The 15,471-nt window shown below is 74.3% G+C and carries 14 protein-coding genes and 1 riboswitch; of the genes, 12 read left to right on the forward strand and 2 right to left on the reverse strand.

Going from position 1 to position 15,471, the window contains the following annotated elements; all coding sequences use genetic code 11:
* Positions 1–232: 232 nt before the first annotated feature.
* From ABZU53_RS21140 to ABZU53_RS21160, 5 genes are all read left to right on the forward strand, one after another.
* Positions 233–2,710, forward strand: coding sequence for a tetratricopeptide repeat protein (locus tag ABZU53_RS21140; RefSeq protein ID WP_355067098.1), 2,478 nt, complete (start codon positions 233–235; stop codon positions 2,708–2,710).
* Between the two features lie 82 nt (positions 2,711–2,792).
* The gene (locus ABZU53_RS21145) at positions 2,793–4,061 is read left to right on the forward strand and encodes a cytochrome P450 (RefSeq protein WP_355067099.1); all 1,269 of its coding nucleotides are present in this window, start codon (positions 2,793–2,795) and stop codon (positions 4,059–4,061) included.
* A gap of 45 nt (positions 4,062–4,106) precedes the next feature.
* Complete coding sequence (def, locus tag ABZU53_RS21150; RefSeq protein ID WP_354857793.1) at positions 4,107–4,664, forward strand: peptide deformylase; 558 nt, start codon at positions 4,107–4,109, stop codon at positions 4,662–4,664.
* Positions 4,665–4,669: 5 nt separating this feature from the next.
* Positions 4,670–5,596 carry a methionyl-tRNA formyltransferase gene (fmt, locus tag ABZU53_RS21155; RefSeq protein WP_355067100.1) on the forward strand — a complete coding sequence of 309 codons (927 nt, stop codon included), beginning with the start codon at positions 4,670–4,672 and terminating at the stop codon, positions 5,594–5,596.
* Positions 5,593–7,029 carry a transcription antitermination factor NusB gene (locus ABZU53_RS21160; protein ID WP_355067101.1) on the forward strand — a complete coding sequence of 479 codons (1,437 nt, stop codon included), beginning with the start codon at positions 5,593–5,595 and terminating at the stop codon, positions 7,027–7,029. Before fmt ends, ABZU53_RS21160 begins: the two co-directional genes overlap by 4 nt.
* Before the next feature lie 75 nt (positions 7,030–7,104).
* On the opposite strand, the gene ABZU53_RS21165 is transcribed toward ABZU53_RS21160, so the two are convergent.
* Positions 7,105–7,995, reverse strand: a complete 891-nt coding sequence (locus ABZU53_RS21165; RefSeq protein ID WP_355067102.1) for a septum formation family protein — start codon at positions 7,993–7,995, stop codon at positions 7,105–7,107.
* 84 nt (positions 7,996–8,079) lie between these two features.
* Positions 8,080–8,970, reverse strand: a complete 891-nt coding sequence (locus ABZU53_RS21170) for a septum formation family protein (RefSeq protein ID WP_355067103.1) — start codon at positions 8,968–8,970, stop codon at positions 8,080–8,082.
* Between the two features lie 254 nt (positions 8,971–9,224).
* Between ABZU53_RS21170 and rpe the strand changes: the two genes are divergently transcribed.
* The 7 genes from rpe (at position 9,225) to ribH (ending at position 15,428) form a co-directional block, all read left to right on the forward strand.
* Positions 9,225–9,905 (forward strand): ribulose-phosphate 3-epimerase, encoded by a 681-nt coding sequence (rpe, locus tag ABZU53_RS21175; RefSeq protein WP_354857803.1) that lies wholly within the window; start codon positions 9,225–9,227, stop codon positions 9,903–9,905.
* Between the two features lies 1 nt (position 9,906).
* Positions 9,907–10,863 (forward strand): response regulator, encoded by a 957-nt coding sequence (locus tag ABZU53_RS21180; RefSeq protein ID WP_355067104.1) that lies wholly within the window; start codon positions 9,907–9,909, stop codon positions 10,861–10,863.
* Positions 10,864–10,941: 78 nt separating this feature from the next.
* Positions 10,942–11,111: riboswitch (FMN riboswitch) on the forward strand.
* A 161-nt stretch (positions 11,112–11,272) separates the two neighbouring features.
* The gene (gene ribD / locus ABZU53_RS21185) at positions 11,273–12,334 is read left to right on the forward strand and encodes a bifunctional diaminohydroxyphosphoribosylaminopyrimidine deaminase/5-amino-6-(5-phosphoribosylamino)uracil reductase RibD (RefSeq protein ID WP_354857808.1); all 1,062 of its coding nucleotides are present in this window, start codon (positions 11,273–11,275) and stop codon (positions 12,332–12,334) included.
* A 1-nt stretch (position 12,335) separates the two neighbouring features.
* The gene (locus tag ABZU53_RS21190) at positions 12,336–12,974 is read left to right on the forward strand and encodes a riboflavin synthase (RefSeq protein WP_355067105.1); all 639 of its coding nucleotides are present in this window, start codon (positions 12,336–12,338) and stop codon (positions 12,972–12,974) included.
* A complete protein-coding gene (gene pnuC, locus ABZU53_RS21195; protein ID WP_354857812.1) occupies positions 12,974–13,663 on the forward strand; it encodes a nicotinamide riboside transporter PnuC in 690 nt (229 codons plus the stop codon). Before ABZU53_RS21190 ends, pnuC begins: the two co-directional genes overlap by 1 nt.
* On the forward strand, positions 13,660–14,925 hold the full coding sequence (locus tag ABZU53_RS21200; RefSeq protein ID WP_354857814.1) for a bifunctional 3,4-dihydroxy-2-butanone-4-phosphate synthase/GTP cyclohydrolase II: 1,266 nt from the start codon (positions 13,660–13,662) through the stop codon (positions 14,923–14,925). Before pnuC ends, ABZU53_RS21200 begins: the two co-directional genes overlap by 4 nt.
* A 2-nt stretch (positions 14,926–14,927) precedes the next feature.
* Positions 14,928–15,428 carry a 6,7-dimethyl-8-ribityllumazine synthase gene (ribH, locus tag ABZU53_RS21205; protein ID WP_234589790.1) on the forward strand — a complete coding sequence of 167 codons (501 nt, stop codon included), beginning with the start codon at positions 14,928–14,930 and terminating at the stop codon, positions 15,426–15,428.
* Positions 15,429–15,471: the final 43 nt, after the last annotated feature.

Here is a 15,471-nt window from a genome sequence, read left to right on the forward strand (position 1 = left end):
AGGGTTTCGTGGCGCGGGCCGAACCCGCACCAGGGACGGTGGCACGAGACGTCGGTTCAGCACGGCGATCCTGGACGGGACTGGACACCGTCGGACACCGCCGGACGGGGCAGCGGTCCGATGTGGAACTGTCAGACATCGGCCGCCTCCTATCTAGCGGTGTGTGACCGCAACTAGCCTGCCCGTGTCGGCACCCGGGGCGACCGGGTGACCGGTAGGGGGTGGGGGCCGCATGTCCGACCAACGGGTACCGTCCGGCGTTCGTCGAGCACCGCAGGGGCCGCCCGCGGCGTTCGACGTGGCCCGCGGCGGTGTCGAGGCGCAGACCCTGTCAGAGCTGGCCGGCCTGTTGCGCCAGCTGCGCCGCCGCGAAGCCCGGCAGCAGGGGGAGACGCGGCTGACGTACCGGCAGTTGGCGGCGAAGACCGGCTGGTCGCGCGGGATCATCGGGGAGTACTTCGCCGGCCACATCCTGCCCCCGCCGGAGCGGTTCGACGCGCTCATCCGGCTGCTCGGGGCGACCCCCACCGAGCAGGGAGTGCTGGCCACCGCGCGGGACCGGATCGAGGAGCGACGTCGACGTCCGACGCGGGACCACGCGGCCACCGGCCGGGCGGGCGCCGGGGCCGTACGGGCCCGCAGCGGCGGCACCCGGGCCGCCCCGACCCGCTTCCCCGTGCCCCGCCAACTGCCCCCGGCGCTGCCCGGATTCGTCGGACGTACCGCCCAGCTCGCCCAGCTCGATGTCGCCTGTGCCGGCCTGGACACCCCCGGCGACGGCGGCCGGGCGCCGGCCACCGTGGTGACGCTGTCCGGCACGGCCGGGGTGGGCAAGACGACGCTGGCGGTGTACTGGGCGCACCGGGTCGCCGACCGCTTCCCGGACGGCCAGCTCTACGTCGACCTGCGCGGATTCGACTCCACGGGAACGGTGGTGACGACCGTCGAGGCGGTACGGGGTTTCCTGGAGGCCCTTGAGGTGCCGCCCGAACGGATCCCCACCCACCTGCCCGCGCAGGTGGGGCTTTACCGCAGCCTGCTCGCCGGTCGCCGGATGCTGGTGCTGCTGGACAACGCCCGCGATGCCGACCAGGTTCGCCCGCTGCTGGTCGGCAGCCCGACCTGCCTGGTTCTGGTCACCAGCCGCAACCGGCTGGCCGGCCTGGTCGCCACCGAGGGCGCCCGGCCGGTCGGCGTCGAGCTGCTCAGCGCCGCCGAGGCCTGGCAGCTGTTGGCCCGGCGGCTCGGCGCCGACCGGTTGGCGGTCGAGCCGCAGGCCGTGGACGAGATAATCGAGCGATGTGCGCGGCTGCCGCTGGCCCTGGCGGTGCTCGCCGCGCGGAGTGCGGCGAATCCCGCCTTCTCCCTGGCCACCCTCGCCGCCGAGTTGCGCGCGGCGCCGCGCCCGCTGGACTCCTTGGACGGTGGCGACGCCGGCACCGACGTGCAGGCAGTCTTCTCCTGGTCGTACCGGAGCCTCACGCCCGCGGCGGCACGGCTGTTCCGGCTGTTCGGCTGTCACCCCGGCCCGGACATCGGGGTCGCCGCGGCGGCCAGCCTGGCGGGGCTGCCCCGGGAGCAGGTGCCCCGACTGTTGGCGGAGCTGGCCCACGCCCATCTGGTCAGCGAGCACGCCCCCGGCCGGTTCGGCGCGCACGACCTGCTCCGGGCGTACGCCGCCGAGCAGGCCGACCGACTCGAGCCGGCCGAGGCACGGCGGGCCGCGATCCGGCGCGGACTGGACCACTACCTGCACACCGCGCACGCGGCCGCGCTGCTGCTGCAGCCGGGTCGCGATCCGGTCACCCTGGCGGCGGCCCCACCGGGTGTGGCGCCCGAGGAGATCACCGACCACGCGCAGGCGCTCGACTGGTTCACCATCGAGTACCCGGTGCTGCTGGCGGCGGTCGCGCACGCGAACCGTGCCGGTTTCGACGGTCACGCCTGGCAGCTCGCGTGGACGCTTGTGGACTTTCTGCAACGCCGGGGGCGGTGGCCGGATCTGGCCGTCGCCCAGCGGACCGCCCTGGCCGGGGCGCGGCGGGCGGGGGACCGACTCGGGCAGGCGAACGCCCACCGCGACCTCGCCCGGGTGCTGTCCCGGCTGGGCAGGGTGGACGAGGCGGCGAGCAACTACCGGCAGGCCCTGGCGCTCTTCGGGGCGCTGGGTGACCACACCGGGCAGGCGCGTACCCACCGGGCGTTCGGCGCGATGCTCGACGGCCTCGGCCGGTACGCCGAGGCGCTGGACCACGTGCGGCGGGCTCTCGCGCTGTACCGGGACGCCGGCCATCTGGCCGGGGAGGCCAGCGCCCGCAACGCGGTGGGTTGGGCGCACGCCCAGCTCGGCCAGTACCGCCCGGCGCTCGCCCACTGCGAGCAGGCGTTGGCGCTGCTGCGCCGGACCCGGGACCGGCACGGTGAGGCGAACACCTGGGACAGCCTCGGCTTCATCCACGCGCGCCTGGGCGACCACCGGGAGGCGATCCGCTGTTACGGGCGGTCGCTGCGGCTGTACCGGCGGATCAGCGACCGCTACGACGAGGCGGACACCCTCGCCCGGCTCGGCGAGAGCCGGCGCGCGGCGGGGGACCCGGCCGGCGCGGCGCGTACCTGGCGGCGTGCCCTGGGCATCCTCGACGACCTCGGTCACCCCGACGGCGAGCGGGTCCGCGCCCTGCTGAGCCGGGCGGCAACCGCCCCGGGCTGACGCGCGTGCCGGGCGGGGGATGCCGGCTGCCGGCGGCACCGGGATGATGGAGCCTCCGACGCATCGACGGGGGAGGCCAGCCATGGATGCTGCCGAGGCGCTCACGCTGCTCATGTCGCCGCAGGGACGCGTCGATCCGTACCCGACGTACGAACGGCTGCGCTCGCACGGCCCGGTGGTGCAGGCGTTGCCCGGCATGTACGTGGTGACCGGCTACCCGGAGGTCGACGAGCTGCTGCGCGACCCCCGGCTCGGGGTGCTCGACGACGCGCTGCGGGACCAGGTCTGGCCGAACTGGCGGCAGAGCCCGGCGATCACGTCGATCGCCCGGTCCATGCTGCGTACCAACCCGCCCGATCACAGCCGTATGCGCCGACTCGCCGCCGGCGCGTTCAGCCCGCGTCGGATCGCCGGGATGCGCGACGTGGTGCGCGCCCAGGCCGAGGAACTGCTCGACGCGATGATTGCCCGCGCCTTTGACGGCGAGCCGATCGACCTGCTGGCCGACTTCGCGTACCCGCTGCCGGTCGGGGTGATCTGCGCGCTGCTCGGCGTGCCGGCGCAGGACCGGCCGCTGTTCCGCCGCTGGACCGGCGACCTGACCGGGGTGCTGGAGCCGGAGATCACCACCGAGGAGCTGGCCGTCGCCGACGCGGGCGCCGCCGAGCTGCGCGACTACTTCGTCGAGCTGATCGTCGCCCGACGCCGGGCACCGGCCGATGATCTGACCACCGCGCTGGTCCAGGTGCACGACGCCGACGGCGCCCGGCTCGCCGGCGACGAACTGCTGGCCAACCTGGTCGTGCTGCTGGTCGCCGGCTTCGAGACCACCACCAACCTGCTCGGCAACGGCCTGGTGGTGCTGCTGCGTCACCCCGAGGCCGCCTCGGCGCTGCGCGCCGACCCCGGGCTCGCCCCGGCGTACGTCGAGGAGCTGTTGCGCTACGACTCCCCGGTGCAGCTGACCACCCGGACGAGCACCGCGCCGGTGCGCTGCGGCGGGCTCGACCTGCCGGCCGGCAGTACGGCGCTGCTGCTGCTCGGCGCGGCCAACCGCGACCCGCGCCGGTTCCCCGACCCGGGGCGCTTCGATCCGACCCGCGAGCAGGCGCACCCGCTGTCCTTCGGCGCCGGCCCGCACTACTGCCTCGGCGCCGGCCTGGCCCGGCTGGAGGCGCAGCTGGCGTTCCCGATGCTGCTGCGCCGTCTGCCCGAGCTGGCCCTGGCGGGGCAGCCTCGGCACCGGACCCGCCTGACCCTGCGCGGCTACGAGAGCCTGCCGGTGACGCTGGGCACACCGGCGGTGGCCGATCGAGGTACGCCGGCCGGGGCGCTCGGGAGCACTCCGTAGACTGGTACGGCACCGCTCGCCCGCCTGATGAAGGAGCCGTCCCGCGTGACCGTCCAGCCCATCCGTCTTTTTGGGGATCCGGTGCTGCGCACGCCGGCCGATCCGGTGGTCGACTTCGACGCCGAGCTACGGCGGCTCGTCGCCGACCTCACCGACACGATGCGTGAGCAGAACGGCGCCGGCCTGGCCGCGCCGCAGCTCGGTGTCAGCCTGCGGGTGTTCGCCTTCGACGTCGACGACGTGCTCGGGCACCTGGTCAACCCGGTGCTGGAGTTCCCCGACGAGGAGGAGCAGGACGGCCCCGAGGGCTGCCTGTCCATCCCCGGGCTCTACTTCGACACCAAGCGCCGGCAGAACGTCATCGCCAAGGGCTTCAGCTCGTTCGGCGACCCGATGCAGATCGTCGGCACCGGCCTGATGGCGCGCTGCGTGCAGCACGAGACCGACCACCTCGACGGGGTGCTCTTCCTGGACCGACTGGACCCGGAGGGGCGCAAGGAAGCCATGAAGGCGATCCGCCAGGCCGAGTGGTACGACGCGGCGGCCCCGCCCACGGTCAAGCTCAGCCCGCACATCAGCGACCCCTTCGGTCTGGGTCGGTGACCCGGATGCGTGTGATCTTCGCCGGTACGCCGGCGGTGGCCGTGCCCGCCCTGGCCGCCGTCGCGGCCTCCCGGCACGAGCTGGTCGCCGTGGTCACCCGGCCCGACGCGCCCGCCGGGCGGGGGCGTGGCCTGTCCCGCTCCCCGGTCGGCGCGTGGGCCGACGAGCACGGCGTCGAGGTGCTGACGCCGGCCCGCCCCCGCGACCCGGAGTTCCTCGACCGGCTCCGCGAGCTGTCCCCGGACTGCGTGCCGGTGGTCGCCTACGGCGCGCTGGTTCCGCCGGCCGCCCTGGAGATCCCCCGGTACGGCTGGATCAACCTGCACTTCTCGCTGCTGCCCGCCTGGCGGGGCGCCGCGCCCGTGCAGCACGCCGTGCTGCACGGCGACGAGCTGACCGGGGCCAGCGTCTTCCAACTGGAGCAGGGCCTGGACACCGGCCCCGTCTTCGGCACCCTGACCGACGAGATCCGCCCCGGCGACACCTCCGGCGACCTGCTGGAGCGGCTCGCCGACTCCGGCGCCGGGCTGCTGGTGGCGGTGCTCGACGCGATCGCCGACGGCACCGCGCGCGCCGAGCCGCAGCCCGCCGACGGGGTGTCGCTGGCGCCGAAGCTGACCGTGGAGGACGCCCGGGTGCGCTGGGGTGATCCGGCCTTCGCGGTGGACCGGCGGATCCGCGCCTGCACGCCGGCCCCGGGGCCGTGGACGACCTTCCGGGACGAGCGGGTGAAGCTCGGCCCGGTCGCACCGGTGGCCGACGGACCGGACCTGAAACCGGGGGAGTTGCTGGTGGAGAAGAACCGGGCGCTGGCCGGCACGGCCACCGTGCCGGTGCGCCTCGGCGAGGTCCGCGCCGCGGGTAAGCGCGCCATGGCGGCCACCGACTGGGCGCGCGGCGTCCGCGTCAGCGCCGGCGAGGGTCTCGCGTGACGGCCCCGGAGGGGACGCGTCCGTTCCGAGGCGGTTCGTCCGCCGGCCGCGGCGGCGACCGCCGGCCGACCCGGCCGCCCCTGGACCGGCCACGACGCGTGGCGTACGAGGCGGTGGCCGCCGTGCACCGCGACGACGCCTTCGCCAACCTGGTGCTGCCCACCATCCTGCGCGAGGAGGGGCTGTACGGCCGCGACGCCGCGTTCGCCACCGAGCTGACCTACGGCACCCTGCGCCACCTCGGCACGCTCGACGCGATCCTCAGCGACGCGTCCGGGCGGGACGTGGCCCGCATCGACCCGCCGGCGCGCGACGCGCTGCGGATCGGGGCGTACCAGCTGCTGCACACCCGGGTGCCCCCGCACGCCGCCGTGTCGTCGACCGTGGACCTGGTCCGCTCGGTCGCGCCGGGCGCCGCCGGGTTCGCCAACGCGGTGCTGCGCGAGGTGTCCACCCGCGACATCGACGGGTGGGTGGCCAAGCTCGCCCCGCCGATCGAGACCGACCCGGTCGGGCACCTGGCGCTGGCGTACAGCCACCCGCAGTGGATCGTGCGGGCCTTCTCCGAGGCGCTCGACGGCGACCTGGGCGAGACCGCCCGGCTCCTGATCGAGGACAATGAGCGTCCCCCGGTGCACCTGTGCGCCCGTCCCGGCCTGATCGACCCGATTGAGCTGGCCGACCAGGTCGGCGGCGCGCCCGGCGCCTTCTCGCCGTACGCCGTCTACCTTCCCGGCGGCGCCCCGGGCGACGTGCCGGCGGTGGTCGACGGTCGCGCCCACGTCCAGGACGAGGGCTCCCAACTCGTGGCCGCCGCGCTCGCCGACGCGCCGCTGGACGGCCCGGACGGGCGCTGGCTGGACCTGTGCGCCGGTCCGGGCGGCAAGGCCGGCCTGCTCGGCGCGTTGGCCGCGCAGCGCGGCGCCCACCTGACCGCCGTGGAGGTGGCCGAGCACCGGGCTCGGCTGGTGTCCCAGGCGACCCGGGGTCTGCCGGTGACCGTGGTGGCCACCGACGGTCGTGAGGTCGGCGCGGACCCGAAGCTGCCGGAGGGCCACTTCGACCGGGTGCTGGTGGACGCCCCGTGCACCGGGCTGGGCTCGCTGCGTCGCCGGCCCGAGTCGCGCTGGCGCCGCCAGCCCTCCGACCTGCCGCCGTTGACCCGGCTGCAGCGGGAGTTGCTGGGCGCCGCGCTGCGGGCGGTCCGACCGGGCGGGCTGGTCGCCTACGTCACCTGCTCGCCGCACACCGTCGAGACGCACGTGACGGTCACCGAGGCGGCTCGCCGCAGCGGCGTGTCGGTGGACTTCGTCGACGCCCGACCGCTGCTGCCGGCCGGCATGCCCGGCCTGGGCGACGGCCCCACCGTGCAGCTCTGGCCGCACCGCCACGGCACCGACGCGATGTTCCTCGCCGTCCTGCGCAAGGGCTGACAGCCGCCCCGCGCGAGGGCTGAACGCGACACCGCACCCGGCCGAGCCGGCCGGGTGCGGTCGTGCCGGCCGGAATCAGGTGACCGGGAGGCCCTTGGTGCCGGCGTTCTTCAGCGAGCGGGTCAGGTCCCGGTCGCTGATCCAGAGGAAGCACTGCACGCCGCGGTTGCCGTTGCGCCACTCCTGCTCGTACGGCTGGTAGTAGATCGTTCCGGCGCGGAAGTCGAGCTGCGAGTTGTCGGGCACCTTGGCGTACTTGGCCGTCACCGACTGGCACGCCCGGTGGGTGCGCTTGGTGGTGCGGTTGAACTCGGCGTAGCTGATGTCCGGGGCCTGCCAGATCCCGACGAACTCGGCGTGGTGCTTGGCGGTGCAGGACACCGCCACCATCTCCTCGATCTTGTCCCTGTCCAGCTTGGGGTTGAAGCAGCGGTACGCCAGCGGCGACGCGCCGGTCAGGGCACCCCGCAGGCTGCCGGTGCGCAGGTCGACGGCGGTGTCGTCGATGCTGGCGATCTCGGTGACGTCACAGCGGTACCAGCGGGCCCCGCCGGCCCAGGCGGCCGGCGAGGGCAGCACGACGGCGAGCCCGAGGCGCCCGGAGCGCCAGTCGGCACCGACGGCCTTGTTGACCTCCGTCTCGCAGCCGGCCTGCGCGGCCCGCATGCCCACCGAGCCGGGCGGCGGAGGTGTGCCGCGTTCGGTGCCGGGGCCGGTGAGCGTGCCGACGTGCAGGGTCTCCACCCGGTGCGACTCGGCGCACTCCATGGGGTTGTAGCCGCTGAGGAAGCCGACCTGCTGGGAGGAGTGGTGGCAGACGCCGGCGGCGGGGACGAACTGCTGCGCCACCACGGGCGCCGGCCAGTCGTCGATGAGGTCACGGTCGACTCCGGCGGGTGCGCCACAGCCGGTGAGCGCCAGGGCCACCACCGCGCCCCCGGCAATCGCCGTCAACCACCGTCGCATCGTCGACCTCCCGCCGCTGGTGACCTCCGGACGGCCCCCAGCCGGCCGGTAGCGCCACGGCGCAGCAGCATACGGCACCGCGACTCAGATCGCGGGCAGTCCCTCGGGGCCGGCGCCGCGCATCGAACGGGTGAGTTTGCGGTCGTCGCTCCACAGGAAACAGCGCACTCCACGGTCGCCCTCCTCCCATTCCCGCTGCGACGGTGGGTAGTAGATGGACCCGGCCCGGTACGGCAGGTCGCTGTTGTTCGGCACGGCCGCGTACGTGGCGATCAACGCCATGCAGCGCCGGTGCGCCTGCTCGCCCGCGCGGGTGAACTCGGCCCAGCTCATGTCCCGTTCCTCGTAGACGCCGACGAACTCGGCGCGGTGCGGCTCGGTGCAGAGCACCGGGGCCATGTAGTTGAGGTTGTCGCCGATCAGCTTGGGGTCGAAGCAGCCGTGGGTCAGCGGGGTGTCGCCGATCAACGCGCCGCGCAGGCTGCCGACGCGGTTCACCGGCCGGGTGTTGTCGATGCTGTCGGTCTCGCTGAGGTCGCAGCGGAACCAGCGTGCGCCGCCGGTCCAGGCTGGGCCGCTGGGCAGCGAGAGCGTCAGGGTGAGCCGGGCCGTGTGCCAGTCGCCGCCGAGCACCTCCCGGGCCCGCTGGTCGCACTCGGAGCGGGCCGCGCGCAGCGCGGTCGAGCCCGGGCCCGGCCGGGTGCCGGCCTGCGCGGCCGTGCCGGTGAACGTGCCGACGTGGATCGCCTCGGCGAGGTGGCTGCGGGCGCAGTCGACAGTCTCGTACGTGCTGGCCTGCACGACGGAGGTGATCCGGGGCAGGCAGGTGTCGGTGGCGGGGGTGAACGGTCTTGGAACCCGCAGTGCCGGCCAGTCGTCGGTGAGGTCACCGTCCGCGCCTCGTGCCGGACCGCAGCCGGCCAGCAGCATCGTCGTGATGCCGACCAGCGCCAGCGCTGGAAGCCACCGTCGCATCGTCCGCCCTCCCGGGAGCTGGCGACCGGTCACCGCGCCCCGCGGCGCGACCCCGGCGGGCGTGCAGCCTACGGCACCGTCCCGGTTGGAGTGTCGTCGCGTTTGGGTCGATCGGCCAGCCACTGATGTCTGTTCGTCCGGAATCGATGGCCCGGACCGGCTTATTCTGCACTACTGGTCACTGCTGGATCACAGCGTGTCGGAGTTGGTGCCGTGCTGCGGGCGGCGGGTGGCCGCGTTCGTACACTGGCCCCGTGACCGTACCGCCGCCGATCGTCGCGCCGAGCATCCTGGCCGCCGATTTCGCCCGCCTCGCCGAAGAGGTCCGTGCCGTCGAGGACGCCGCGGACTGGTTGCACGTGGACGTGATGGACAACCATTTCGTGCCCAATCTGACCATCGGGCTGCCCGTGGTGCAGAGCCTGCGAGCCGCCACCACGATGCCGTTCGACGTGCACCTGATGATCTCCGACCCGCGTAGGTGGGCCCCCGGCTACGCCGACGCCGGGGCGTACAACGTCACGTTCCACGCCGAGGCGGCCGACGACCCGGTGGCGCTCGCCAAGGACCTGCGCTCGGCCGGCGCGAAGGCCGGGCTGGCCATCGACCGGGACACCCCGATCGAGCCGTACCTGGAGCTGCTGCCCAGCTTCGACACCCTGCTGATCATGACGATCAAGGCGGGCTTCGGCGGGCAGCGGTTCATCCCGCAGCTGCTGGACAAGGTCCGCGCCGCCCGCCGGCACGTCGACGCCGGCCACCTGGAGCTGCGCATCGAGGTGGACGGCGGGATCGCCGCCGACACCATCGAGCAGGCGTCCGCCGCCGGCGCCGACGCGTTCGTGGCCGGCACCGCCGTCTACGGCGCCGCCGACCCGGCCGAGGCGGTCCGGCGACTGCGGGCCCTGGCGGAGCGCGCGGCGCCCGGGGCCTGAGGTGGAGCCGGAGGCCGACCGCAAGGACATCATCCTCGTCGTCGACGACGACGCGGACATCGCTCGGTTCGTCGAGTTCAACCTGCGGTTGCACGGCTTCGAGGTGATCCACGCCAGTGACGGCCAGGAGGCCCTGGAGGTCATCGAGCGGCAACGGCCGGACCTGGCCGTGGTCGACCTCATGATGCCCCGCATCGACGGGCTGGAGCTGACCCGACGGCTGCGCGCCGACCCGATGACCTCCGCCATTCCGGTGATCATGTTGACGGCCAAGGGGATGACCGTGGACAAGGTCCACGGGCTCAGCGCCGGCGCGGACGACTACCTGGTCAAGCCGTTCGACACCGCCGAGCTGGTGGCCCGGGTCTCCTCGACGCTGCGGCGCAACAAGGAGTTCCGGGAGGTCTCCCCGCTGACCGGGCTGCCCGGCAACAGCCGGATCCGGCGGGAGATCAGCGACCGGGTCCGGCACGGGGTGGACTACGCGGTCGGCTACATCGACATCGACCGGTTCAAAAGTGTCAACGACCGGTACGGCTTCGTGCGTGGCGACGACTTCATCTCCGCGCTGGCCCGCAGCCTGCACCGGGCGGTGGTGGCGGTGGGTCTGCCGCCGGCGTTCCTCGGTCACGTCGGCGGCGACGACTTCGTGATCGTCTGCGCGCCGGACCAGGTCCGCCCGCTGACCTCCCGGGCGGTGGTCGACTTCGAGAAGTCCGCCGACACGCTCTACGACGCCACCGACCGTGAGCGCGGCTTCGTCGAGCTGAAGGACCGGCGCGGCAACATCCGCCGGGCCGCCCTGGTCACGCTGTCCATCGGCGTCTCCCTCTCCGACGCCGGCAAGCGGTTCACCGACCCCCTGGAGGCGATCGCGGTGGCCTCGGAGATGAAGACGGTCGCCAAGAGCCAGCCGGGGTCGTACGTGGCGGTGGACCGGCGGCGCGGCGTCACCTGACGCGTGATCCCGCTGTGAACTAGCTCGCCTGGATAAGGACACACCGCGTTCGGCGTGTAAGACTGCGGAGTACCCACCACGCGCTGGCGGGACTCGGTGAAATTCCGAACCGGCGGTGATCCACGGTCCAACCGTGGTCAGCCCGCGACCCGGACGGCTTGCCGCCCGGTGGACCTGGTGAAAATCCGGGGCCGACGGTTGGGGGCGGTTCGTCCGCGCCCAGACAGTCCGGATGGGAGACAGCGCGCGGGACGGACGGGTCTTCAGCCGGCCGCTGGCGTCAGCGTGCCGTGCCGCCCATCCGGGTCGGCTGTGCCGTACCCGGACTCCGCCGCCGCCTGCCCGCGGTCCATGCCGCCTCCCTGACCGCCCGCGCGCGGACCGGCGAGTGAGAGGGCAGAACAGGGCGATGGCCAGCGTCTCCGTCGATGAGGCGATGCGGCGTGCGATCGAGCTGGCGGCTCGCGGGCTGGGCACCACCAGCCCCAACCCGGTGGTCGGGTGCGTGCTGCTCGACGCCGACGGCGAGGTCGTGGGGGAGGGCTTCCACGCCTACGCCGGTGGGCCGCACGCCGAGATCGTCGCGCTGGCCCAGGCCGGCCCGCGCGCCGAGGGCGGCACCGCGGTCGTCACTCTGGAACCCTGCGACCACACCGGCCGCACCGGCCCCTGCAGCACCGCGCTCGTCCAGGCCGGGGTGGCCCGCGTGGTCATCGCCGTGCCCGATCCGAACCCGGTGGCCTCCGGCGGCGCCGCCACGTTGCGCGCCGCCGGGGTCCAGGTGGATCTGGGGGTACGCGGCGACGAGGCCGAGGCCGGCAACGTCGCGTGGTTGACCTCGATGCGCCGGGGCTGGCCGTACGTCATCTGGAAGTACGCCGCCACCGTCGACGGCCGGTCCGCCGCCGCGGACGGCACCAGCATGTGGATCACCTCGGAGGCCGCCCGGATCGACGTGCACGCGCTGCGCGGCACGGTCGACGCGGTCGTCGCCGGGGTGGGCACCGTGCTCGCCGACGACCCCCGGTTGACCGCCCGCAACCTGCGCGACGGCAGCCTGGCCATCCGGCAGCCGCTGCGGGTGGTGGTGGACAGCTCGGGGCGTACCCCCTTCGACGCCCGGGTCCGCGACGGCGCCGCGCGGACGTGGATCGCGACCGCGGCCGAGGTGGGCGCGGGCCCGGACGGCCGGGTCGACCTGTCGGCGCTGCTCGCGGCGCTGCACCAGCGCGGGGTCCGCGCCGTGCTGCTGGAGGGCGGCCCCCGGCTGGCCGGCGCGTTCCTGGCCGCCGGCCTGGTCGACAAGATCGTCGGGTACGTCGCGCCCCGGCTGCTCGGCGCCGGCCCCACCGCCCTGGTCGACGCCGGAGTGACGACCATCGCTGAGGCCATCGATCTGGAGTTCGTGGACGTTACGCAGGTCGGTCCGGATCTCCGGATCACCGCTTTGCCCCGCAAAAGGGAGGGCTGACATGTTCACCGGCATTGTCGAGGAGTTGGGGGAGATCGTCCGGGTCACGGCCACGGCGGGCGATTCGGCGCTGGTCGCCGTGCGCGGCCCGTTGGTCACCTCGGACGCCCGCCACGGTGATTCCATCGCCGTCAACGGCGTCTGCCTGACGGTGGTGGACGCGGCCGACGGCACCTTCACCGCCGACGTCATGGGCGAGACCCTGCGCCGGTCCGCGCTGGGCGCGCTGCGTCCCGGCGACCCGGTCAACCTGGAGCGGGCGGCGGCGCTGGGCAGCCGCCTCGGCGGGCACCTCGTGCAGGGCCACGTCGACGGCGTCGGCGAACTGATCTCCCGGGAACCGGCCGAGCAGTGGGAGACGGTGCGGTTCCGGCTGCCCGCCGCCCTGGCCCGGTACGTGGTGGAGAAGGGCTCGATCACCATCGACGGCGTGTCGCTGACCGTGGCCGAGGTGGGCGCGGACGAGTTCGCCGTCGGGCTGATCCCGACCACCCTGAAGCTGACCACGCTCGGCGCGAAGGGCGTCGGCGACCCGGTCAACCTGGAGGTCGACGTGCTGGCCAAGTACGTCGAGCGGCTGCTCGGCGCCCGGCTCACCGACGCTTCCGGGGCGACCCCGAGCACGGGCGGGGTGGCCTGATGGGCCCCCTCGGCTGGCTGCTCGACGCCCAGGTGCAGGTGGCCGGCTCGCCGGTGCTGGCCCGGGAGATCGTCGGCAACGTGTTCGGGCTGGTCTCCGCGCTGCTCGGGCTGCGCCGGCTGGTCTGGGCGTGGCCGGTCGGCATGATCGGCAACGCGCTGCTGTTCACCGTCTTCCTCGGCGGGGTGTTCGCCACCCCGCAGGCGCACGACCTGTACGGGCAGGCCGGCCGGCAGGTGTTCTTCTTCGCGGTGAGCGTCTACGGCTGGTGGCGGTGGCGTCGCAACAGCCGCGTCGACGCCGACCACGCCGCGGTGCTGCCGCGCTGGGCCACCGGGCGGGAGCGGCTCGTGCTGCTGCTGGCCGCCGTCGTCGGCACCGCCGCCGCGTACCCGGTGCTCAAGGCGCTGGGCTCCTGGGGCCCGCTGCCGGACGCCTGGATCCTCACCGGCAGTCTGCTGGCCACCTACGGCATGGCCCGTGGCTGGGTCGAGTTCTGGCTGGTGTGGATCGCGGTGGACGCGGTCGGCGTGCCGCTGCTGCTGCGCGGCGGGTTCTACCCGTCGGCGGCCATGTACCTGGTCTACGGCGCCTTCTGCGCCTGGGGCTTCGCCGCCTGGTGGCGCACCTCGCGCGCCACCAGGCCGGCCGCCGCACTCCCGCCCACCTACACGGAGGCCGTCGCATGAGCAGCTTCGCCGATATCGACGAGGCGATCGCCGAGATCGCCGCCGGGCGGCCGGTCGTCGTGGTCGACGACGCCGATCGGGAGAACGAGGGCGACCTGATCTTCGCGGCCGAGCGGGCCACGCCGGAGCTGATGGCGTTCATGGTGCGCCACACCTCCGGGTACGTCTGCGTGGCGTTGACCGAGAGCGAGGCCGACCGGCTCGACCTGCCGCCGATGCACCACACCAACCAGGATCGGCGCGGCACCGCGTACACGGTGACCGTGGACGCCCGGGAGGGGATCAGCACCGGCATCTCGGCGGCCGACCGCGCGCACACCAGCCGGCTGCTCGCCGGCGCGGCGACCGATCCGACCGACCTGGCCCGGCCCGGGCACGTGGTGCCGCTGCGCGCCCGCGAGGGCGGGGTGCTGCGCCGACCCGGGCACACCGAGGCGGCGATCGACCTGACCCGGCTCGCCGGGCTGCGCCCGGCCGGCGTGCTCTGCGAGCTGGTCAACGACGACGGCACCATGATGCGGTTGCCGGACCTGGAGAAGTTCGCCGCCGAGCACGGCCTCACGCTGATCACCATCGCCGACCTGATCGCCTACCGGCGGCGTACCGAGAAGCAGGTCGAGCTGGTCGCCGACGCCCGGATGCCGACGCGGCACGGGGTGTTCCGGGCGCTCGGCTACCGTGCCGAGCACGACCCGGCCGAGCACGTCGCGATGGTGCTCGGTGACCTCGGCGACGGTCAGGACGTGCTGGTCCGGGTCCACTCCGAGTGCCTGACCGGGGACGTGTTCGGCTCGCTGCGCTGCGACTGCGGGCCGCAGCTGGACGCCGCGCTGGCCCGGGTCGCCCGCGAGGGCCGCGGCGTGGTGCTCTACGTGCGCGGGCACGAGGGACGCGGCATCGGCCTGCTGCACAAGCTGCAGGCGTACCAGTTGCAGGACCAGGGTCGCGACACCGTGGACGCCAACCTCGACCTGGGTCTGCCGGCCGACGCCCGCGACTACGGCACCGGCGCGCAGATCCTGTACGACCTGGGCGTGCGCTCGATGCGGCTGCTGACCAACAACCCGGCGAAGCGGGCCGGGCTGGAGGGCTACGGGCTCACCGTCACCGGCCGCGAGAGCCTGCCGGCCGGCGCGCATCCGGAGAACCTGCGCTACCTGCGCACCAAGCGGGACCGGATGGGTCACCTGCTGGACGAGTTGGACGAGGTGTCCGAGGCGCCGCTGGGGCGTCCGGTCGCCGACGACGAGATCGGAGCATGACGATGGCGGGTTTCGGCGAGCCGGGAGTCGAGGCGGTCGACGCCGCGGGGTTGACCGTCGGGGTGGTGGCCGCACGGTGGCACGGCGATCTGACCGATCACATGCTGGAGCGCGCGGTCGCCGCCGCCGAGGCGTGCGGGGCGCGGTCCGTGGTGGCGCGGGTCGCCGGCTCCGTGGAGCTGCCGGTCGTCGCCCAGGCCCTCGCCCGCCGCTGCGACGTGGTGGTCGCGCTCGGCGTGGTCGTGCGGGGCGCCACCGCCCACTTCGACTACGTGTGCCGGTCGGTCACCGACGGGCTGACCCGGGTGGCGCTGGACGAGGGCAAGCCGGTGGCGCACGGCGTGCTCACCGTGGAGACCATCGAGCAGGCCCGGGACCGGGCCGGGCTGCCCGGCTCGGCGGAGGACAAGGGCTGGGCGGCGACCGTGGCGGCGCTCGACGCGGCGCTGGCCGTCCGGACCGTGGCCGCCGGCAACGCGCAGCGGGTCGGCTTCGGCGGCTGACGCCGCCTCCGGCGCTGCTCTGCTTCGGTGCCGGCCGGCCTCA

Origin of the sequence: Micromonospora sp. NPDC005194, assembly GCF_040608335.1 — a bacterium.
Taxonomy (GTDB): Bacteria; Actinomycetota; Actinomycetes; order Mycobacteriales; family Micromonosporaceae; genus Micromonospora.